15 protein-coding genes are annotated in these 12,522 nt (G+C 74.1%); 8 read left to right on the top strand and 7 right to left on the bottom strand.

What is annotated here, in order from left to right:
• Nucleotides 1-8 precede the first annotated feature (8 nt).
• On the top strand, nt 9-581 hold the full coding sequence (fxsA, locus tag ACZ7C5_RS06770; RefSeq protein WP_470322156.1) for an FxsA family membrane protein: 573 nt from the start codon (nt 9-11) through the stop codon (nt 579-581).
• Between the two features lie 193 nt (nt 582-774).
• Here the strand turns inward: fxsA and ACZ7C5_RS06765 are convergent, their stop codons facing one another.
• The 3 genes from ACZ7C5_RS06765 to ACZ7C5_RS06755 form a co-directional block, all read right to left on the bottom strand.
• Nucleotides 775-1,149: an RNA polymerase-binding protein RbpA gene (locus tag ACZ7C5_RS06765; protein WP_188300504.1), complete on the bottom strand. Its 375-nt coding sequence runs from the start codon at nt 1,147-1,149 to the stop codon at nt 775-777.
• A gap of 311 nt (nt 1,150-1,460) precedes the next feature.
• Nucleotides 1,461-3,074: a hypothetical protein gene (locus ACZ7C5_RS06760; RefSeq protein WP_401091990.1), complete on the bottom strand. Its 1,614-nt coding sequence runs from the start codon at nt 3,072-3,074 to the stop codon at nt 1,461-1,463.
• A gap of 116 nt (nt 3,075-3,190) precedes the next feature.
• Nucleotides 3,191-3,385, bottom strand: a complete 195-nt coding sequence (locus ACZ7C5_RS06755; RefSeq protein WP_188300502.1) for a hypothetical protein — start codon at nt 3,383-3,385, stop codon at nt 3,191-3,193.
• A gap of 455 nt (nt 3,386-3,840) precedes the next feature.
• Between ACZ7C5_RS06755 and ACZ7C5_RS06750 the strand changes: the two genes are divergently transcribed.
• From ACZ7C5_RS06750 to ACZ7C5_RS06735, 4 genes are all read left to right on the top strand, one after another.
• The gene (locus ACZ7C5_RS06750; protein ID WP_470322155.1) at nt 3,841-4,257 is read left to right on the top strand and encodes an ankyrin repeat domain-containing protein; all 417 of its coding nucleotides are present in this window, start codon (nt 3,841-3,843) and stop codon (nt 4,255-4,257) included.
• Between the two features lie 24 nt (nt 4,258-4,281).
• Nucleotides 4,282-4,797 (top strand): GNAT family N-acetyltransferase, encoded by a 516-nt coding sequence (locus ACZ7C5_RS06745; RefSeq protein ID WP_401091988.1) that lies wholly within the window; start codon nt 4,282-4,284, stop codon nt 4,795-4,797.
• Nucleotides 4,798-4,845: 48 nt separating this feature from the next.
• On the top strand, nt 4,846-5,910 hold the full coding sequence (locus ACZ7C5_RS06740) for a serine hydrolase domain-containing protein (protein WP_470322154.1): 1,065 nt from the start codon (nt 4,846-4,848) through the stop codon (nt 5,908-5,910).
• Nucleotides 5,911-6,026: 116 nt separating this feature from the next.
• On the top strand, nt 6,027-6,527 hold the full coding sequence (locus ACZ7C5_RS06735) for an NUDIX domain-containing protein (protein ID WP_401091876.1): 501 nt from the start codon (nt 6,027-6,029) through the stop codon (nt 6,525-6,527).
• Nucleotides 6,528-6,534: 7 nt separating this feature from the next.
• Here the strand turns inward: ACZ7C5_RS06735 and ACZ7C5_RS06730 are convergent, their stop codons facing one another.
• The 3 genes from ACZ7C5_RS06730 to ACZ7C5_RS06720 form a co-directional block, all read right to left on the bottom strand.
• Nucleotides 6,535-7,185 carry a vitamin K epoxide reductase family protein gene (locus ACZ7C5_RS06730; RefSeq protein WP_188300498.1) on the bottom strand — a complete coding sequence of 217 codons (651 nt, stop codon included), beginning with the start codon at nt 7,183-7,185 and terminating at the stop codon, nt 6,535-6,537.
• A gap of 89 nt (nt 7,186-7,274) precedes the next feature.
• Nucleotides 7,275-8,087, bottom strand: a complete 813-nt coding sequence (locus tag ACZ7C5_RS06725) for a DsbA family protein (RefSeq protein WP_401091874.1) — start codon at nt 8,085-8,087, stop codon at nt 7,275-7,277.
• 154 nt (nt 8,088-8,241) lie between these two features.
• Nucleotides 8,242-8,904, bottom strand: coding sequence for a hypothetical protein (locus ACZ7C5_RS06720; RefSeq protein ID WP_401091873.1), 663 nt, complete (start codon nt 8,902-8,904; stop codon nt 8,242-8,244).
• A 202-nt stretch (nt 8,905-9,106) separates the two neighbouring features.
• Here ACZ7C5_RS06720 and ACZ7C5_RS06715 point away from each other — a divergent pair, with 202 nt between their 5' ends.
• Complete coding sequence (locus ACZ7C5_RS06715) at nt 9,107-9,985, top strand: CHAD domain-containing protein (protein ID WP_470322153.1); 879 nt, start codon at nt 9,107-9,109, stop codon at nt 9,983-9,985.
• Nucleotides 9,986-10,010: 25 nt separating this feature from the next.
• On the opposite strand, the gene ACZ7C5_RS06710 is transcribed toward ACZ7C5_RS06715, so the two are convergent.
• Nucleotides 10,011-10,799, bottom strand: coding sequence for a uracil-DNA glycosylase (locus ACZ7C5_RS06710; protein ID WP_470322152.1), 789 nt, complete (start codon nt 10,797-10,799; stop codon nt 10,011-10,013).
• A gap of 161 nt (nt 10,800-10,960) precedes the next feature.
• Between ACZ7C5_RS06710 and ACZ7C5_RS06705 the strand changes: the two genes are divergently transcribed.
• Nucleotides 10,961-11,833 (top strand): SPFH domain-containing protein, encoded by an 873-nt coding sequence (locus tag ACZ7C5_RS06705; RefSeq protein WP_401091868.1) that lies wholly within the window; start codon nt 10,961-10,963, stop codon nt 11,831-11,833.
• A 199-nt stretch (nt 11,834-12,032) separates the two neighbouring features.
• Nucleotides 12,033-12,482 carry a CBS domain-containing protein gene (locus ACZ7C5_RS06700; protein WP_470322151.1) on the top strand — a complete coding sequence of 150 codons (450 nt, stop codon included), beginning with the start codon at nt 12,033-12,035 and terminating at the stop codon, nt 12,480-12,482.
• The last annotated feature ends 40 nt before the right edge of the window (nt 12,483-12,522 follow it).

Raw genomic sequence — 12,522 nt, 5'->3', positions numbered from 1 at the left:
TTCGTACCGTGACCCAGCAAGCTACCCCCACCCGTCCGGCCCGGCGGAGCAGGCTCCGCCGGGTGCTGCCACTGCTGATCACCGCGTGGCTGGTGCTGGAGATCTGGCTGCTGGTCCAGGTCGGCTCGTGGCTGGGCGGCTTCACCGTCGTGCTGCTGCTCGTCGCGGGCGTCCTGATCGGCGGCTCGCTGATCAAGCGGGCCGGGCTGAAGGCGCTGTCGGCGGCGATCGAGCAGAGCAAGAACCCGCAGTCCCAGCAGCCGGAGACCGGCACCAGCATGACCGTGCTGGCCGGCCTGCTGCTGATCGTCCCCGGCTTCCTGTCGGACCTGGTGGCCCTGACCCTGATCTTCCCGCCCACCCGGGCGCTGTGGCGGGTGGCCGGGCGCCGGGCCGCGGACAAGGCGCTGCGCGGCGCCGCCGCCACCGCGGGCGCCGACCCGTTCGCGGACGCGATGCGGCTCCAGGAGCAGCTGCGCATCCACCGCCCGGACGGCAAGGTGATCCAGGGCGAGGTGGTGGACCCGCAGGCCGGCCCGCAGGGCCCGGACACCACCCACCGTCCGCCGATCGCGGGCTGACCCTCCCGTTCCCGTGGACCGTCCGGTCCGGCGCCCGCCGGACCGGACGGTCCGAGGCCCGGCGGAGGTGCAGCCGGCCGATACGGAACCGGCCGATGCGGAACCGGGCAGCGCGCACCGGACAACGCGAAAGGGACCCTGGTGACCAGGGTCCCTTTTCGCGTCCTCCCGCCGGAGCGGGAGCGAGGTCGGGTCAGGCGCTCTTACGGGTGTCCCGCGGGTGCACCGCGAGGTTCATCCCGCCGGAGCGGAGCACGGCCAGCCGTTCGGCCAGCACCTCCTCCAACTCCTCGCGCGTCCGGCGCTCCATCAGCATGTCCCAATGGGTGCGCGTCGGCTTGGTCTTCTTCTCCTCCGGCTCGTCACCGTCGAGAAGGGCCGCTTCCTGGCCGCAGAAGCGGCATTCCCAGGTCGAGGGGATCTCCGCCTCGACCGAGAAAGGAACCTCGAAACGGTGTCCGTTCTGACATGCGTACTCGACGGTCTGGCGGGGAGCCAGATCGATACCACGGTCGGTCTCGTAGCTAGTGGCCCCGAGTCGCGTGCCGCGGAGAGCTCGCTCGCTCATGAATCGTGCCTCCCGGGCTTATGGCCCACAGGACTAGTGGTCGCTGTTCTTCGTCGTTCGGTCAACGCTCGGCTTCCGACGAAGATTCCCGTCCCGGGACATGCGTCGTCTGTAGTGCCGCCCCTGTTTGTACCCACCTGCGCCCGATTTGTCACATCTGGCCGGTGATATCACCCCAGGTGTCACCTATTTCACATCTGGTGATCGGGTGGACTTTCTGCGACGAGCGTACCGGGACGGGATTCGCCGGTGGGCGCCGACCCCCGCGGGGACCGGAAAACCGGGCCCGGAAGGGCCGGCTGGGCCCGCGGTCAGGAGATCGGTCGGGAACGGACCATCGGCTCGCCCTTCACCAGGTCGACCGGACGGGCCGACGCGGGCGTCCCGGCCGCCGGGAGCGTGGGCGGGTGCTCCGGGCGCGGCGGCGCGGCGGCGGCCTCGACGCGGCCGTCCCGGTGCGGCAGCAGGGCGATCACCGCGTCCCGCAGCCGGTCCGGGGCCTCGTCGTCCAGCGGGTCGACGGTGGCGGGCACCTGGAGCCGGACCGGGGCGCCGTTGCCGATCCGGGCGTAGCCGCGGCCGACCGGGACGTGCGAGGCGGGCACGATGTCCAGCGCGGCCCCGAGCGCGGCGCGCCCCTCGTCGGGGCCGGCCGGGCCGAGCACCACCCGGGCCCTGGTGGTGGCGCGGACGGTGGCGGTGATCCGGTCCCCGGCCTCGACGTCGTCGGCGACCACCACGGTGACCCGGGCGGCCCGGCCGTGCCGCAGCGGGAGCTCCAGCAGGTCCTGCGGGTCCGGGCGGCCCTCGGCCTGGGCGAGCTCGCTCAGCTCGGTCGGGTGGTCCAGCAGCAGCCACAGCGGCCGGGTGACGTCCTCGGGCGGGGCGGTGCCGGCGTGCCGGGCGGCGTTGAGCGCGGCGAGCCGGCGCTCGGTCTCCCCGGCGGCCCACTCCAGGGCGGCCAGCGCGCCGTGCAGGCTGGTCTCCACGGTGTGCACGCCGGGCCGGTTCACCAGGCAGGCGTGCTCCCCGGTGCCCGCGCCGTCGACCACCACCAGGTCGCCGTACGGGAGGGCCTGGAGCGCGATCGAGCGCAGCAGGCTGGAGGTGCCGTAGCCGGTGACGCCGAGCGCCAGCAGGTGCGGCTCGGAGGAGCGCGGGCCGGTGCGCCAGACCACCGGCGGCTGCTGGACGGTCGTGCCGCCCTGGGTGACCGGGATGGTCCTGGCGGTGCCGTCCTCGTCGGTGAAGCCCAGCACGATCTCGCCGGGGGCGGCCACGAAGCGCTGGGCGACGACGTCGGTGGGCAGCGGGGCCAGCGCGGAGATCCGCAGCCGGTTGGACTCCTCGTCCCAGTCGAAGCGGAACTCCCTGGCCCGGCCGGCCTTGCCCTGGACCACCTGCTCGATCCTGGCCCTGGAGGCGGGCTCGGTGTCGGTGAAGTACGCGGGGTAGCTCAGTTCCAGCCGGGCGAGCCGGCCCTCGCCGTCGAACTCCCAGGCGCTGAAGGCGCTCCGGTAGCCGCCCTCGAAGTGGTACAGCGGGTTGGCGTCCTCGGGGCCGCACAGGTACGGGGTGAGCGCCGCGTAGAGGGCGCCGAGCTTGACGTCGGCGACGTCCGGGGCGGGCGGCGCCGGCGCCGCCTTGGGGGCCCGGCCGGTCCAGGCGGCGCTGGCCATCAGGGCGATCAGGGCGAACAGCAGGCCGTGCGGCAGCAGGTAGACGCCGATCCCCATGGCGGCGGTCAGGAAGAGCGTCGGGCCGCGGCGTTCCTTCGGGGTGGCCTGCCAGCGCTCCTTGGCCCAGTCGGCGTGGTGGCGCAGGCCGCGGCCGATGACGGAGAGCGGGGTGAACATGTCGGAGGCGTGGTCCCCGGCGGTCCGGGCGATCGCGCGGCCCCTGCTGAGGTGGCGGTGGAGCGGCATTCCTTGACTCCCCGGGCGGCGGGACGGGTGGGGGTTCGCGGGTGGGGTGCGACGGGGCCCGGGGCGGTGGGATCCGCGCCCGGGCCGGTACGGGGATGCGGGGAGGCCGGGGCCGGCTAGAACCTGATGCCGCTCAGCAGGCTGGCGAGGCTCGCGCCGCCCGCGGTGATGCTCGGGGCGATCGAGGAGCCGGCGATGTAGAAGCCCAGGAGGGCGCAGACGATGGCGTGGGAGACCTTTAGTCCGTCCCGGCGGAAGAAGAGAAAGGCGATGGTGCCGAACAGGACGATGCCGGAAATCGAGAGGATCACGTTCCGCTCCTCGGAAGGGGAACCAGCAGGGGTGTTACGGAAAGTGCACTAATCGTGACAAAAAGTAATAGATGATGGAACGGCGCAAATGGGTGGTTCTGCCATTCAATGCCCTTCCGGCGACCGGACGGCGGTATGGGAACCGGTCGGTGCGGGGGCCGGGCGGCGCGGGGATTCCGTGCGCCGAGGCATTCCCTGACGGCGGGCGGGAAGTTTCCGGGGGGTCGGGGAAGTTCGCTCGAATGGCTGCGCAACGCACGTGGTCGTGTGTCGGGGCGGCGGCGGGCCGTCATCCGGATTCCGGATGCCCGCTGGTCCGCCGCGGCACCGGCCGCTACCGTGCCCTGGCACAGCCGGTGACCGTCTCGAAGCACCGCCCGAAGCACCGCCCCGGGAGCCGTCCCGGGAACCGACCGAAGATCCGCCCGAAGACCCGACCGGAAAGGCCACCCGCCATGACCGACGCCGCCAGCCAGCAGCCCGCCGACGCCCCCGACGCCGAGGTGATCGCGCTCGCCGGGAAGCTCTTCGACGCCGCCAGGGCGGGGGAGACCGACACCCTGGGCGCCTACCTGGACGCCGGCGCCCCGGCCGACCTCACCAACGACCGCGGCGACACCCTGGTCATGCTCGCCGCCTACCACGGCCACGCCGCCACGGTGGCGGAGCTGCTCCGGCACGGCGCCGACCCGGACCTCGCCAACGACCGCGGGCAGACCCCGCTGGCCGGTGCCGTCTTCAAGGGCGCCACCGACGTGCTCGACGTGCTGCTGGCCGGCGGCGCCGACCCGCGGGCGGGCACCCCCAGTGCCGTGGACACCGCCCGGATGTTCGGCAAGGACGAGCTGGTCGCCCGGTTCGAGGTCCGCTGAGCGGGGACCGTAGGCTCTTTTCCCATGAGCACCAGCACCGCCCAGGACACCGGCACCGTCGAGTTCCGCGTCACCGGCTACGCCCACCCCGACGCCCAGGCCCTCTCGGCGGAGGTGCAGCAGGAGTACGTGCGCCGCTACGGGGACCCGGACGAGACCGTCATGCACCCCGAGGACTTCGAGGCGCCGGCCGGCCTGTTCATGATCGTCTACCTGGACGGCCGTCCGGTCGCCTGCGGCGGCTGGCGGGCCAAGCAGGCCGGCCCGGACGACCTGCGCGACGGTGACGTCGAGCTGAAGCGGATGTTCGTGGTCCCCGACGCCCGCGGCCGCGGCCTGGCCCGTGCGGTGCTGCACCGCCTGGAGCGGAGCGCGATCGAGGCCGGGCGGACCCGCGTCATCCTGGAGACCGGCACCGAGCAGCCCGAGGCCGTCGCGCTGTACGAGTCCGAGGGCTACGCCGCGATCCGGAAGTTCGGCATCTACAGGGACCACGAGCAGAGCATCTGCCTCGGCAAGGAGCTGACTCCGGCGGTCTGAGCGGCGGCCGCGCGGGGAAGGCTCACGTCGCCTCGAAGGGGGGACGGGATGAGTCATCGCCGACCGGCGTCCGGCGCCGACGGGCTCGGAATGTCCGGAGTCGACCGGCTGGTCGGGGAGGGCGCGCGCACCGTCGGGGCGGGTGCCGTCTGGGCCGTCGGCGACGCCGGCGGCACACTCGGCGGCGGCAGCCACGGCCTGCTCGGCCAGGGGCCGTACGCACGGCTGCGGCCCGGGCCCGACACCCTCCACGACCTCGCCAGCCTCACCAAGATCGTCGCGCTCTGGCCCTGCGCCGGGGTGCTGTGGCAGTCCGGGCGGCTGCCACCGGACGAGCCGCTCGGCCACTGGTGGCCGCCCGCCGCCGGGCACCCCGCAGGCGAGGTGACGGTTCGTCAACTCCTCGCCCACACCGCCGGGATGCTCCCGTACACCCGGTTCGAGCAGCTCTACGGGCGGGACCTCGCGGCGATCAGGGCCGGGGTGGTCACCGCCCCGCTGCACCGCCCGCCGGGTACGGCCGTCGAGTACACCGACCGGGCCGCCGTGCTGCTGACCTACCTGGTCGAGGACCTCGGCGGCGCGCCGCTGGACGAGCTCGCCGCGCGCTGGGTCTGGGAGCCGCTCGGCATGGCCGACACCCGGTACGGCCCGCTCGGCACGGTGCTCGCCGCCCGTACCGCGCCCACCGAGTACGACGAGCGGACCGGCACCCACCTGCGCGGAGTCGTTCACGACCCCTCCGCCCGGCTGCTCGGCGGGGTCTCCGGCAACGCCGGGGCGTTCTCCACCGCCCGCGACCTCGCCCGCTTCCTGACCGCGCTGCTCGCCCCGCCGCCCGGACTGCCCTGGGGCGGGGCGTGGATCGACGAGTCGCTGCGCGAGCAGACCGGCGGCCTCGTCCCCGCCCGCGGCCTGTCCTGGCTCTGCGCCCCCGGCACCGATCCGGCGGAGGGCACCTTCGTCCACTACGGCTTCACCGGCACCGGCTTCTGGATCTCCCGGCGGCTCGGCCGCTGGGCCCTGCTGCTCACCAACAAGGTGCACTACGACTGGGGCGTCCGACAGCTCACCGAGCTGCGCAACGCCTTCCGGCAGGCCGTCTTCGGCTAGCCGGCCCGAGCCGCCCCCGTCGGCACTCGTTCGGGTGGACTGCGCGTGAACCGCCGTTTGGCGGGCGGGGATCGCGGCAGATTGTCCCCGAGGACGGCGGTCGGCGGAGGGGCACGATGACGGACACCTGGGCACTCTCGGAGGAGGAGTGGCTCGCCGGGATGGTGCGCGCCTACGTCGGGTGCAGCGTGCTGCTCACCGACGCGGCGGGCAAGGTCCTGCTGCTGAAGGCCAGTTACCGCGACCAGTGGCAGTTCCCCGGCGGCGGGATGGACCCGGGGGAGGGGCCCGCCGAGTGCGCGGCCCGGGAGCTGTACGAAGAGACCGGGCTGGCGGTCGGGCCGCTGCGGCTGCTCGTGGTGGAGTGGCGCGAAGCCATCCCCGACCAGGGCGAACACGCCCACCCCGCCGTGCAGTTCATGTTCGACGGAGGCACGGTCGCCCCCGGGGCGGTGGTCAGGGCGCAGCCCGAGGAGGTCGCCGACCACGGGTACTTCACCCCGGCGCGGGCCGCCGTCCTGCTGCAGCCCGGTGCGGCGCGCCGGCTCGCCGGGGCCCTGGAGGCCCGGCGGACCGGCGCCGCCGCACTGCTGCACTCCCACGGGTACGTGGGGTGAGGGACGGTCAGAGGAGGGTGCTCCAGTAGTACCAGAACCGGTTGAGCACCAGCAGCGCGATCACCGCCGCCCACAGCACCGGCAGCGCCCAGTGGTACCGCGCCGCCTCCCGGACGGCCACCGCCAGCCGCGGGCCCACCGGGATGACGCCGGAGCGCAGGTTGTGCAGCGTGGTGTACCAGAACAGCACCACCACCGTCGCCCAGACCACCATGCAGTACGGGCACAGCGCACCGATGTCGTACAGCGCCTGGTCGACCAGCCAGTGCACGAACACCACGCCCAGCGCGGTGCCCGCGTTCAGCCCCAGCCAGAACCAGCGCCGGTACGCGGCACCGGAGAGCAGCCCCGCGCCGATCGCGGTCAGCGCGCCGAAGGCGGCCAGCCCGAGCAGCGGGTTCGGGAAGCCGAAGACCTCCGCCTGGTCGGTGCGCATCACCGAGCCGCAGCTGATGACCGGGTTGAGGTTGCAGCTGGGGACGTAGGAGGGGTTCTCCAGGATGCGGAGCTTGTCGAAGGTCAGGACGGCCGAGGCGGCCAGCCCGACCAGCCCGCCGAGGAACAGCAGGAACGCGTAGGCGCGGCTCGCGCCGACCGGGGCCCGGCCGGCGTCGTCGGGTTCGGAGCGGGACAGGTGCACGGTGGTAGCGGCGGTCATGGCAGCACACTCCGGTGGCTGGCTGGGAGGAGCCGGCCCGGCCGGATGTTCGGCCGGGCCGGGTTGTGCCGTACGGTGCGGGGCCCGGCCTACCGGAGGCCGGCGGCCTGCTTCACCTGCGCGGTGAACTGCTCGGCCGGAACCACGGCGTTGCCGGCGAACAGGGAGATCGTCTTGCCGTCCACCTTGACCGTCGGGGTGCCGGTCACACCGCTGCCGTTGAACGCGTCGGAGACCTTGGCCGCCCACGGGGCGTAGGTCCTGTCGGTCACCGCCTTCACGAAGGCGTCCGTCTTCAGCCCGGGCACCTGGCCGGCCAGGTCCAGGATGTGGTCGACGTCGCCGAAGGCGTCCTCGCGCTCGTCCGGCTGGTTGGCGTACAGCACGTCGTGGAACGCCTTGAACTGGTCCACGCCCTCGTTCAGCGCGGCTCCGGCGGCGGCCAGCGCGGTGCGCGAGCCCTTGCCGCCGAGGTTCTTGTCCAGGAACGCCGCCAGGTGGAACTCCACCTTGATCTGGCCGTCCTCGGTGAGCTTCTTGACGGTCTCGCTGTTCGCCGCCTCGAAGTGCTTGCAGATCGGGCAGCGGAAGTCCTCGTAGATCTCCATGGTGTGCGGGGCGTCGGCCTTGCCGTAGGTGATCACCGTGCCGTCCGGGCCGGAGGCGTTGGCGGGCGCGACGAACGGTGCCGAAGCGGCCGCGGTGCCCTTGTCGCTCTTGTCCGAGGCCGAGTTGACCGCGACGGCGACGCCGCCCGCGAGGGCCAGGACGGCGACGGCCGAGACCGCCACCACGATCCGCTGACGGCGCTTGCCGGCCTGCTGCTCGCGGCGCTGCGCCTCCTGGATCCGCTCACGGGCACTGACGCGCTTGGCCTGCTGCTTGCTGGGGGTCTGAGCCATGGGGAAGTCAACTCCTGTACGCGGCGCGCGGGTGCGCGCGGGAAACCGCACGGGGTGCGGCGGGGCCGGGTGAACGCGGGAGTCGTGCGCACTGCCTGCGGGCGTACCGGGGCCGTCCGGCCGGGTACGGGGTTGATCGGAGGGGGAAGGGCGATCAGCAGGCAGGCGCGAAGGCGGGCGGACCACGCCGGGGTGCCGGGCTCAGCAGCACGTCCTCGCGGCGCGGCCGCGGGCGGTCCGACACCGGCAGCGGCACCCGCAGCACCGGGCGGACCGGAGCCGGGGTCAGCAGGACCACCAGGGCGTGCAGCGGGGCGGCCAGCGACTCGCGCAGCGTGCGCATCGCCCGGGCCAGGCCCGACAGCGCCGCGTCGCCCAGCCGCAGCCAGGCCGAGGCCGCCAGCGCGATCACCAGGTGCGCCAGCAGGAGCAGCAGCTGGGTCGCCGCCGGTGCCAACTGCCCGACGTGGCCCAGCAGCGAGCCGTCCACCGAACCGCCGCCACAGACCAGCAGGTTCACGCCGCGGGCGGGCACCTGGCCGGTCAGCACCGGCGCACAGCCGGTCTGGCCCAGGTTGAACGTGGTGTTGAGCAGCAGCTCGACCGGCACCATCACACCGGAGATGTGCAGCATCCGCCGCTCCCCGCCGGCCAGCACGGCCGCGACCAGGAAGACGACGACGCCCGCCGAGGCCACCAGCGGCAGCGGCAGCGGGCGGCCCGTGATGACCACCTGGCCCAACGCGGCCATGGGCACGGCGAGCGCGGTGAACACCGCGGCCCGCAGGGCCCTGGTCGAGGGGGAGGAGGTCGTCACGCTCCGGAGTATGCCATGGCGCTCACATCCGCACGAGGGCCCGTAGGTCCCTGGTCCGGCTGACGTGTCCTCAGTGGCTTGAGAGGTCTCCCGTGAGGTCTCCGGCAGGGTCTCGGGCAGGGCCTCCGGCGGACTCGACAGCGGCCGTACGCGCACTAGCCTGGAAGGCGTTCCCGCTGACCCGACGAGGGGGCGAGCGCACATGGCGAAACCCGAGACCACGGTGGGGCAGGTCCTGCTGGCCCGGATCGGGGCGCAGGCGGTGGTGCTGGCGGAGCTGGACGACGCCGTCCGGGCCGACGAGCCGGACGCCGTGCACCGGATGCGGGTCGCCTGCCGGCGGCTGCGCAGCGCCCTGCGGACCTTCCGGCGGCTGTTCACCGCCGGCGCCACCGACGAGCTGGTCGCCGAGCTGCGCTGGCTCGCCGCCGCCCTCGGCGGGGCGCGGGACCGCGAGGTGCTGGCCGCACGGCTGGCCGCCGAGGCCCGGGAGCTGCCCGCCGAGTGCGCGCCGCAGCGGGTCGCCGCGGAGCTGGAGCGGTGGGGCGAGGCCGAGTACCGCAAGGTCTGGCCCGAGGTGGTCGCGGCCCTGGACAGCCCTCGCCGCCGGGCCCTCGGCGAGGCCCTCGTCACCCTGCTGGCCGACCCGCCGCTGCGCCCGCGGGCCGCGCGCGGCGCCCTCCGGGAGCTCTCCCGGTTCGCCGCCCGGGAGCAGCACCGCACCGCCGAACGCGTCCGCGCGGCCCTCGCCGCCGCCCCGGAGGAGCGGGACCGCGCCCTCCACGAGGCCCGCAAGGCGGCCAAGCGCGCCCGCTACGCCGGTGAGACGGCGGCCCCGGCGGCCGGTGCCAGGGCCGAGCGCTTCGCGCGGCGGATGAAGGACGTCCAGGATGTGCTGGGTGAGCACCAGGACGCCGTGGTCGCCGCGAGCACGCTCGCCGCCCAGGCCGCGAGCGGGGGCGAACCGTTCGGCTACGGCGCCCTGTACGGTCGCCAGCTGGCCACCGAGGGGGCCGCCAGGGAGCGGCTGCCGGAGGTCTGGCGGCGGGCGGGCAAGCGGAAGCTGACGCGGTTCGGGTAGGCGGACGCGGGCCGGCGGGAGCCCGCTACCGCGGGGTGAGCCCCGCCGAGCGGGCGGCCTCGCGCAGCAGGTCGTGCAGCATCGCGGTGGTCAGCCGGCCGGTGTTCGTGTTGCGCGGGCTCACGTGGTAGCAGCCGTACATCCGCAGGCCGGGGCCGCCGTCGCGGGCCGGGAAGGTGGCCAGGGCGGCGTGGCCGAAGGCCGGGCGGGGGCGGGGGACCCGCCAGCCGGCCTCCGCGATCACCGGGAGCATCGCCTGCCAGGCGAAGGCCCCGAGGGCGACGACCGTCCGTACGGTGGGGCGCATCAGCTCCAGTTCCCGGGTGATCCAGGGCCGGCAGGTGTCGCGTTCGGTGGTGCTGGGCTTGTTGTCCGGCGGGGCGCAGCGGACCGGGTCGGTGATCCGTACGCCGGACAGCTCCAGACCGTCGCCGTGGCGGACGGACTGGGGGCGGTTGGCGAAGCCGAGTTCGTACAGGGCGGCGTAGAGCAGGTCGCCGGAGGGGTCGCCGGTGAAGATCCGGCCGGTGCGGTTGGCGCCGTGGGCGGCGGGGGCGAGGCCGACCAGGACGAGCGGGGCGTCCGGCGGGCCGAAGCCGGGGACGGGCCGGGCCCAGTAGTCCCAGTCCAGGTAGGCGCGGCGCTTGGTCCTGGCGGTCTCCTCGCGCCACTCGACCAGGCGGGGGCAGGCCCGGCAGCCGGTGACGACGCGGTCCAGCGCGGTGAGGCCGGGGGCCAGGGCGGCGGCCTCCGCGGGGTGGCGGGGGTCGTCGGGGTCGTCGGCGGGGGACGGGGGCACGGCCACGGTCGGCATGGCCACGATCCTAGGGTTTCGGGGGCCGGGGGACGTTCGGTCCGCCGTCGTGCGGGCAGGCGTAGCGTGGAACCAGGTGTTCCGGCGGCCCCGGCCGGTCGGGTCGGCAGCGGCCGGGCACGTCGGTGTGCGCGCAGGGCGCGGGCCGCGAGGAGGCCGCGATGATCGTCGAAGCGGTGCTGGGAGCCATCGGGGGGCTGGCCGGGCTGGGGGCGATCTGGGCGGGGCTGAGCATCAGGGTCGTCCAGCAGTTCCAGAAGGGCGTGGTGTTCCGCTTCGGGCGGGTGCGCGAGGAGGTGCGCGATCCGGGGCTGGTGGCACTGATGCCCGTCGCGGACCGGCTGCGCAAGGTGAACGTGCAGATCGTGACGATGCCGATCCCGGCGCAGGAGGGCATCACCAGGGACAACGTGACCGTCCGGGTGGACGCGGTGGTCTACTTCCGGGTGCAGGACCCGGTGAAGGCCACCGTCAACGTGCAGGACTACAACTTCGCGATCTCCCAGGTCGCCCAGACCTCGCTGCGCTCGATCATCGGCAAGAGCGAGCTGGACGACCTGCTGGCCAACCGCGAACCGATCAACCAGGGACTGGAGTTGATGATCGACAGCCCGGCGCTGGGCTGGGGCATCGAGATCGACCGGGTGGAGATCAAGGACGTCGCGCTGCCGGAGTCGATGAAGCGCTCGATCGCCCGGCAGGCGGAGGCCGAGCGGGAGCGGCGGGCCAGGATCATCACGGCGGACGGCGAGTTCCAGGCCTCGGAGCGGCTGTCGGAGGCCGCGGCGGTGATGAGCGCGACCCCGGCCGCGCTCCAGCTGCGGCTGTTGCAGACCGTGGTGGAGGTGGCCGCGGAGAAGAACTCGACGCTGGTGCTGCCCTTCCCGGTGGAGCTGCTGCGGTTCCTGGACAGCGCGACGGAGGTGCAGCAGCGGAACCTGCTGACGGCCGCGGCGGCCGCGGCCGGGGCGAAGGCCGCGGAGGAGGCGGTGGAGAGCGGCGAGGTCCCGGAGGAGGAGCTCGGACCCGAGTAGCCGAAGCGCGAACTCCCGCCCCTGGAGGAGGTGTTGGAGCAGTCCCCGGTGGACCGCCCGGAGTCGGTGGACGGTCGGGTGGAGTGGGCCGCCCGCACCGGGCCGGACGGGGATTCCTGAGCGCGCCGCCCGGTGGCGACGGCCGTCCGGGCGGACCACGATGGACGAGGGGACGGGAAGCCAGGTCAGGAGGCGGACCATGACCAGAGCCGGCGACATCATGCACCCGGGCGCGGAGTGCATCCGTGAGCACGAGACGCTCGCGGACGCCGCCCGGATCATGCGGGAACGCGACGTGGGCGCCCTGCCCATCTGCGGGCCGGGCGACAAGCTGCTGGGCATCGTGACCGACCGCGACATCGTGCTGCGCTGCGTCGCCGAGGGGCGCGACCCGGCGTCGGTGACGGCGGGGGAGCTGGCGCAGGGGCGGCCGATGACGGTGGAGGCGGACGAGGACTGCGAGCAGGTGCTGCGGGTGATGGAGCAGTACCAGGTGCGCCGGCTGCCGGTGATCAACCACCCGGAGCACAAGCTGGTCGGCATGATCAGCGAGGCGGACATCGCGCGCGGGCTGCCGCAGGTGCGGGTGGCCGAGTTCGTCTCGGCGGTCTGTGCGGAGCAGTCGCCGGCCGGGGCCGCCCAGGGCTGACACTCCCGTGCGCGGCCCGTCGGTAACTTTGGTTGTCGAG

Source organism: Kitasatospora sp. NPDC036993, assembly GCF_055607525.1.
The sequence above is the reverse complement of the archived record's forward strand: the minus strand, read 5'-3'. Positions and strand labels throughout refer to the sequence as shown.

What these genes read in the sequence shown, in the direction of transcription:
- ACZ7C5_RS06760 (WP_401091990.1), bottom strand. Translation starts at nt 3,074, where the DNA reads ATGCCGCTCCACCGCCACCTCAGCAGGGGCCGCGCGATCGCCCGGACC.
- ACZ7C5_RS06725 (WP_401091874.1), bottom strand. Translation starts at nt 8,087, where the DNA reads ATGGCTCAGACCCCCAGCAAGCAGCAGGCCAAGCGCGTCAGTGCCCGT.
- ACZ7C5_RS06705 (WP_401091868.1), top strand. Translation starts at nt 10,961, where the DNA reads ATGATCGTCGAAGCGGTGCTGGGAGCCATCGGGGGGCTGGCCGGGCTG.
- ACZ7C5_RS06735 (WP_401091876.1), top strand. Translation starts at nt 6,027, where the DNA reads ATGACGGACACCTGGGCACTCTCGGAGGAGGAGTGGCTCGCCGGGATG.
- ACZ7C5_RS06700 (WP_470322151.1), top strand. Translation starts at nt 12,033, where the DNA reads ATGACCAGAGCCGGCGACATCATGCACCCGGGCGCGGAGTGCATCCGT.
- ACZ7C5_RS06730 (WP_188300498.1), bottom strand. Translation starts at nt 7,185, where the DNA reads ATGACCGCCGCTACCACCGTGCACCTGTCCCGCTCCGAACCCGACGAC.
- ACZ7C5_RS06765 (WP_188300504.1), bottom strand. Translation starts at nt 1,149, where the DNA reads ATGAGCGAGCGAGCTCTCCGCGGCACGCGACTCGGGGCCACTAGCTAC.
- ACZ7C5_RS06710 (WP_470322152.1), bottom strand. Translation starts at nt 10,799, where the DNA reads ATGCCGACCGTGGCCGTGCCCCCGTCCCCCGCCGACGACCCCGACGAC.
- ACZ7C5_RS06715 (WP_470322153.1), top strand. Translation starts at nt 9,107, where the DNA reads ATGGCGAAACCCGAGACCACGGTGGGGCAGGTCCTGCTGGCCCGGATC.
- ACZ7C5_RS06740 (WP_470322154.1), top strand. Translation starts at nt 4,846, where the DNA reads ATGAGTCATCGCCGACCGGCGTCCGGCGCCGACGGGCTCGGAATGTCC.
- ACZ7C5_RS06750 (WP_470322155.1), top strand. Translation starts at nt 3,841, where the DNA reads ATGACCGACGCCGCCAGCCAGCAGCCCGCCGACGCCCCCGACGCCGAG.
- ACZ7C5_RS06745 (WP_401091988.1), top strand. Translation starts at nt 4,282, where the DNA reads ATGAGCACCAGCACCGCCCAGGACACCGGCACCGTCGAGTTCCGCGTC.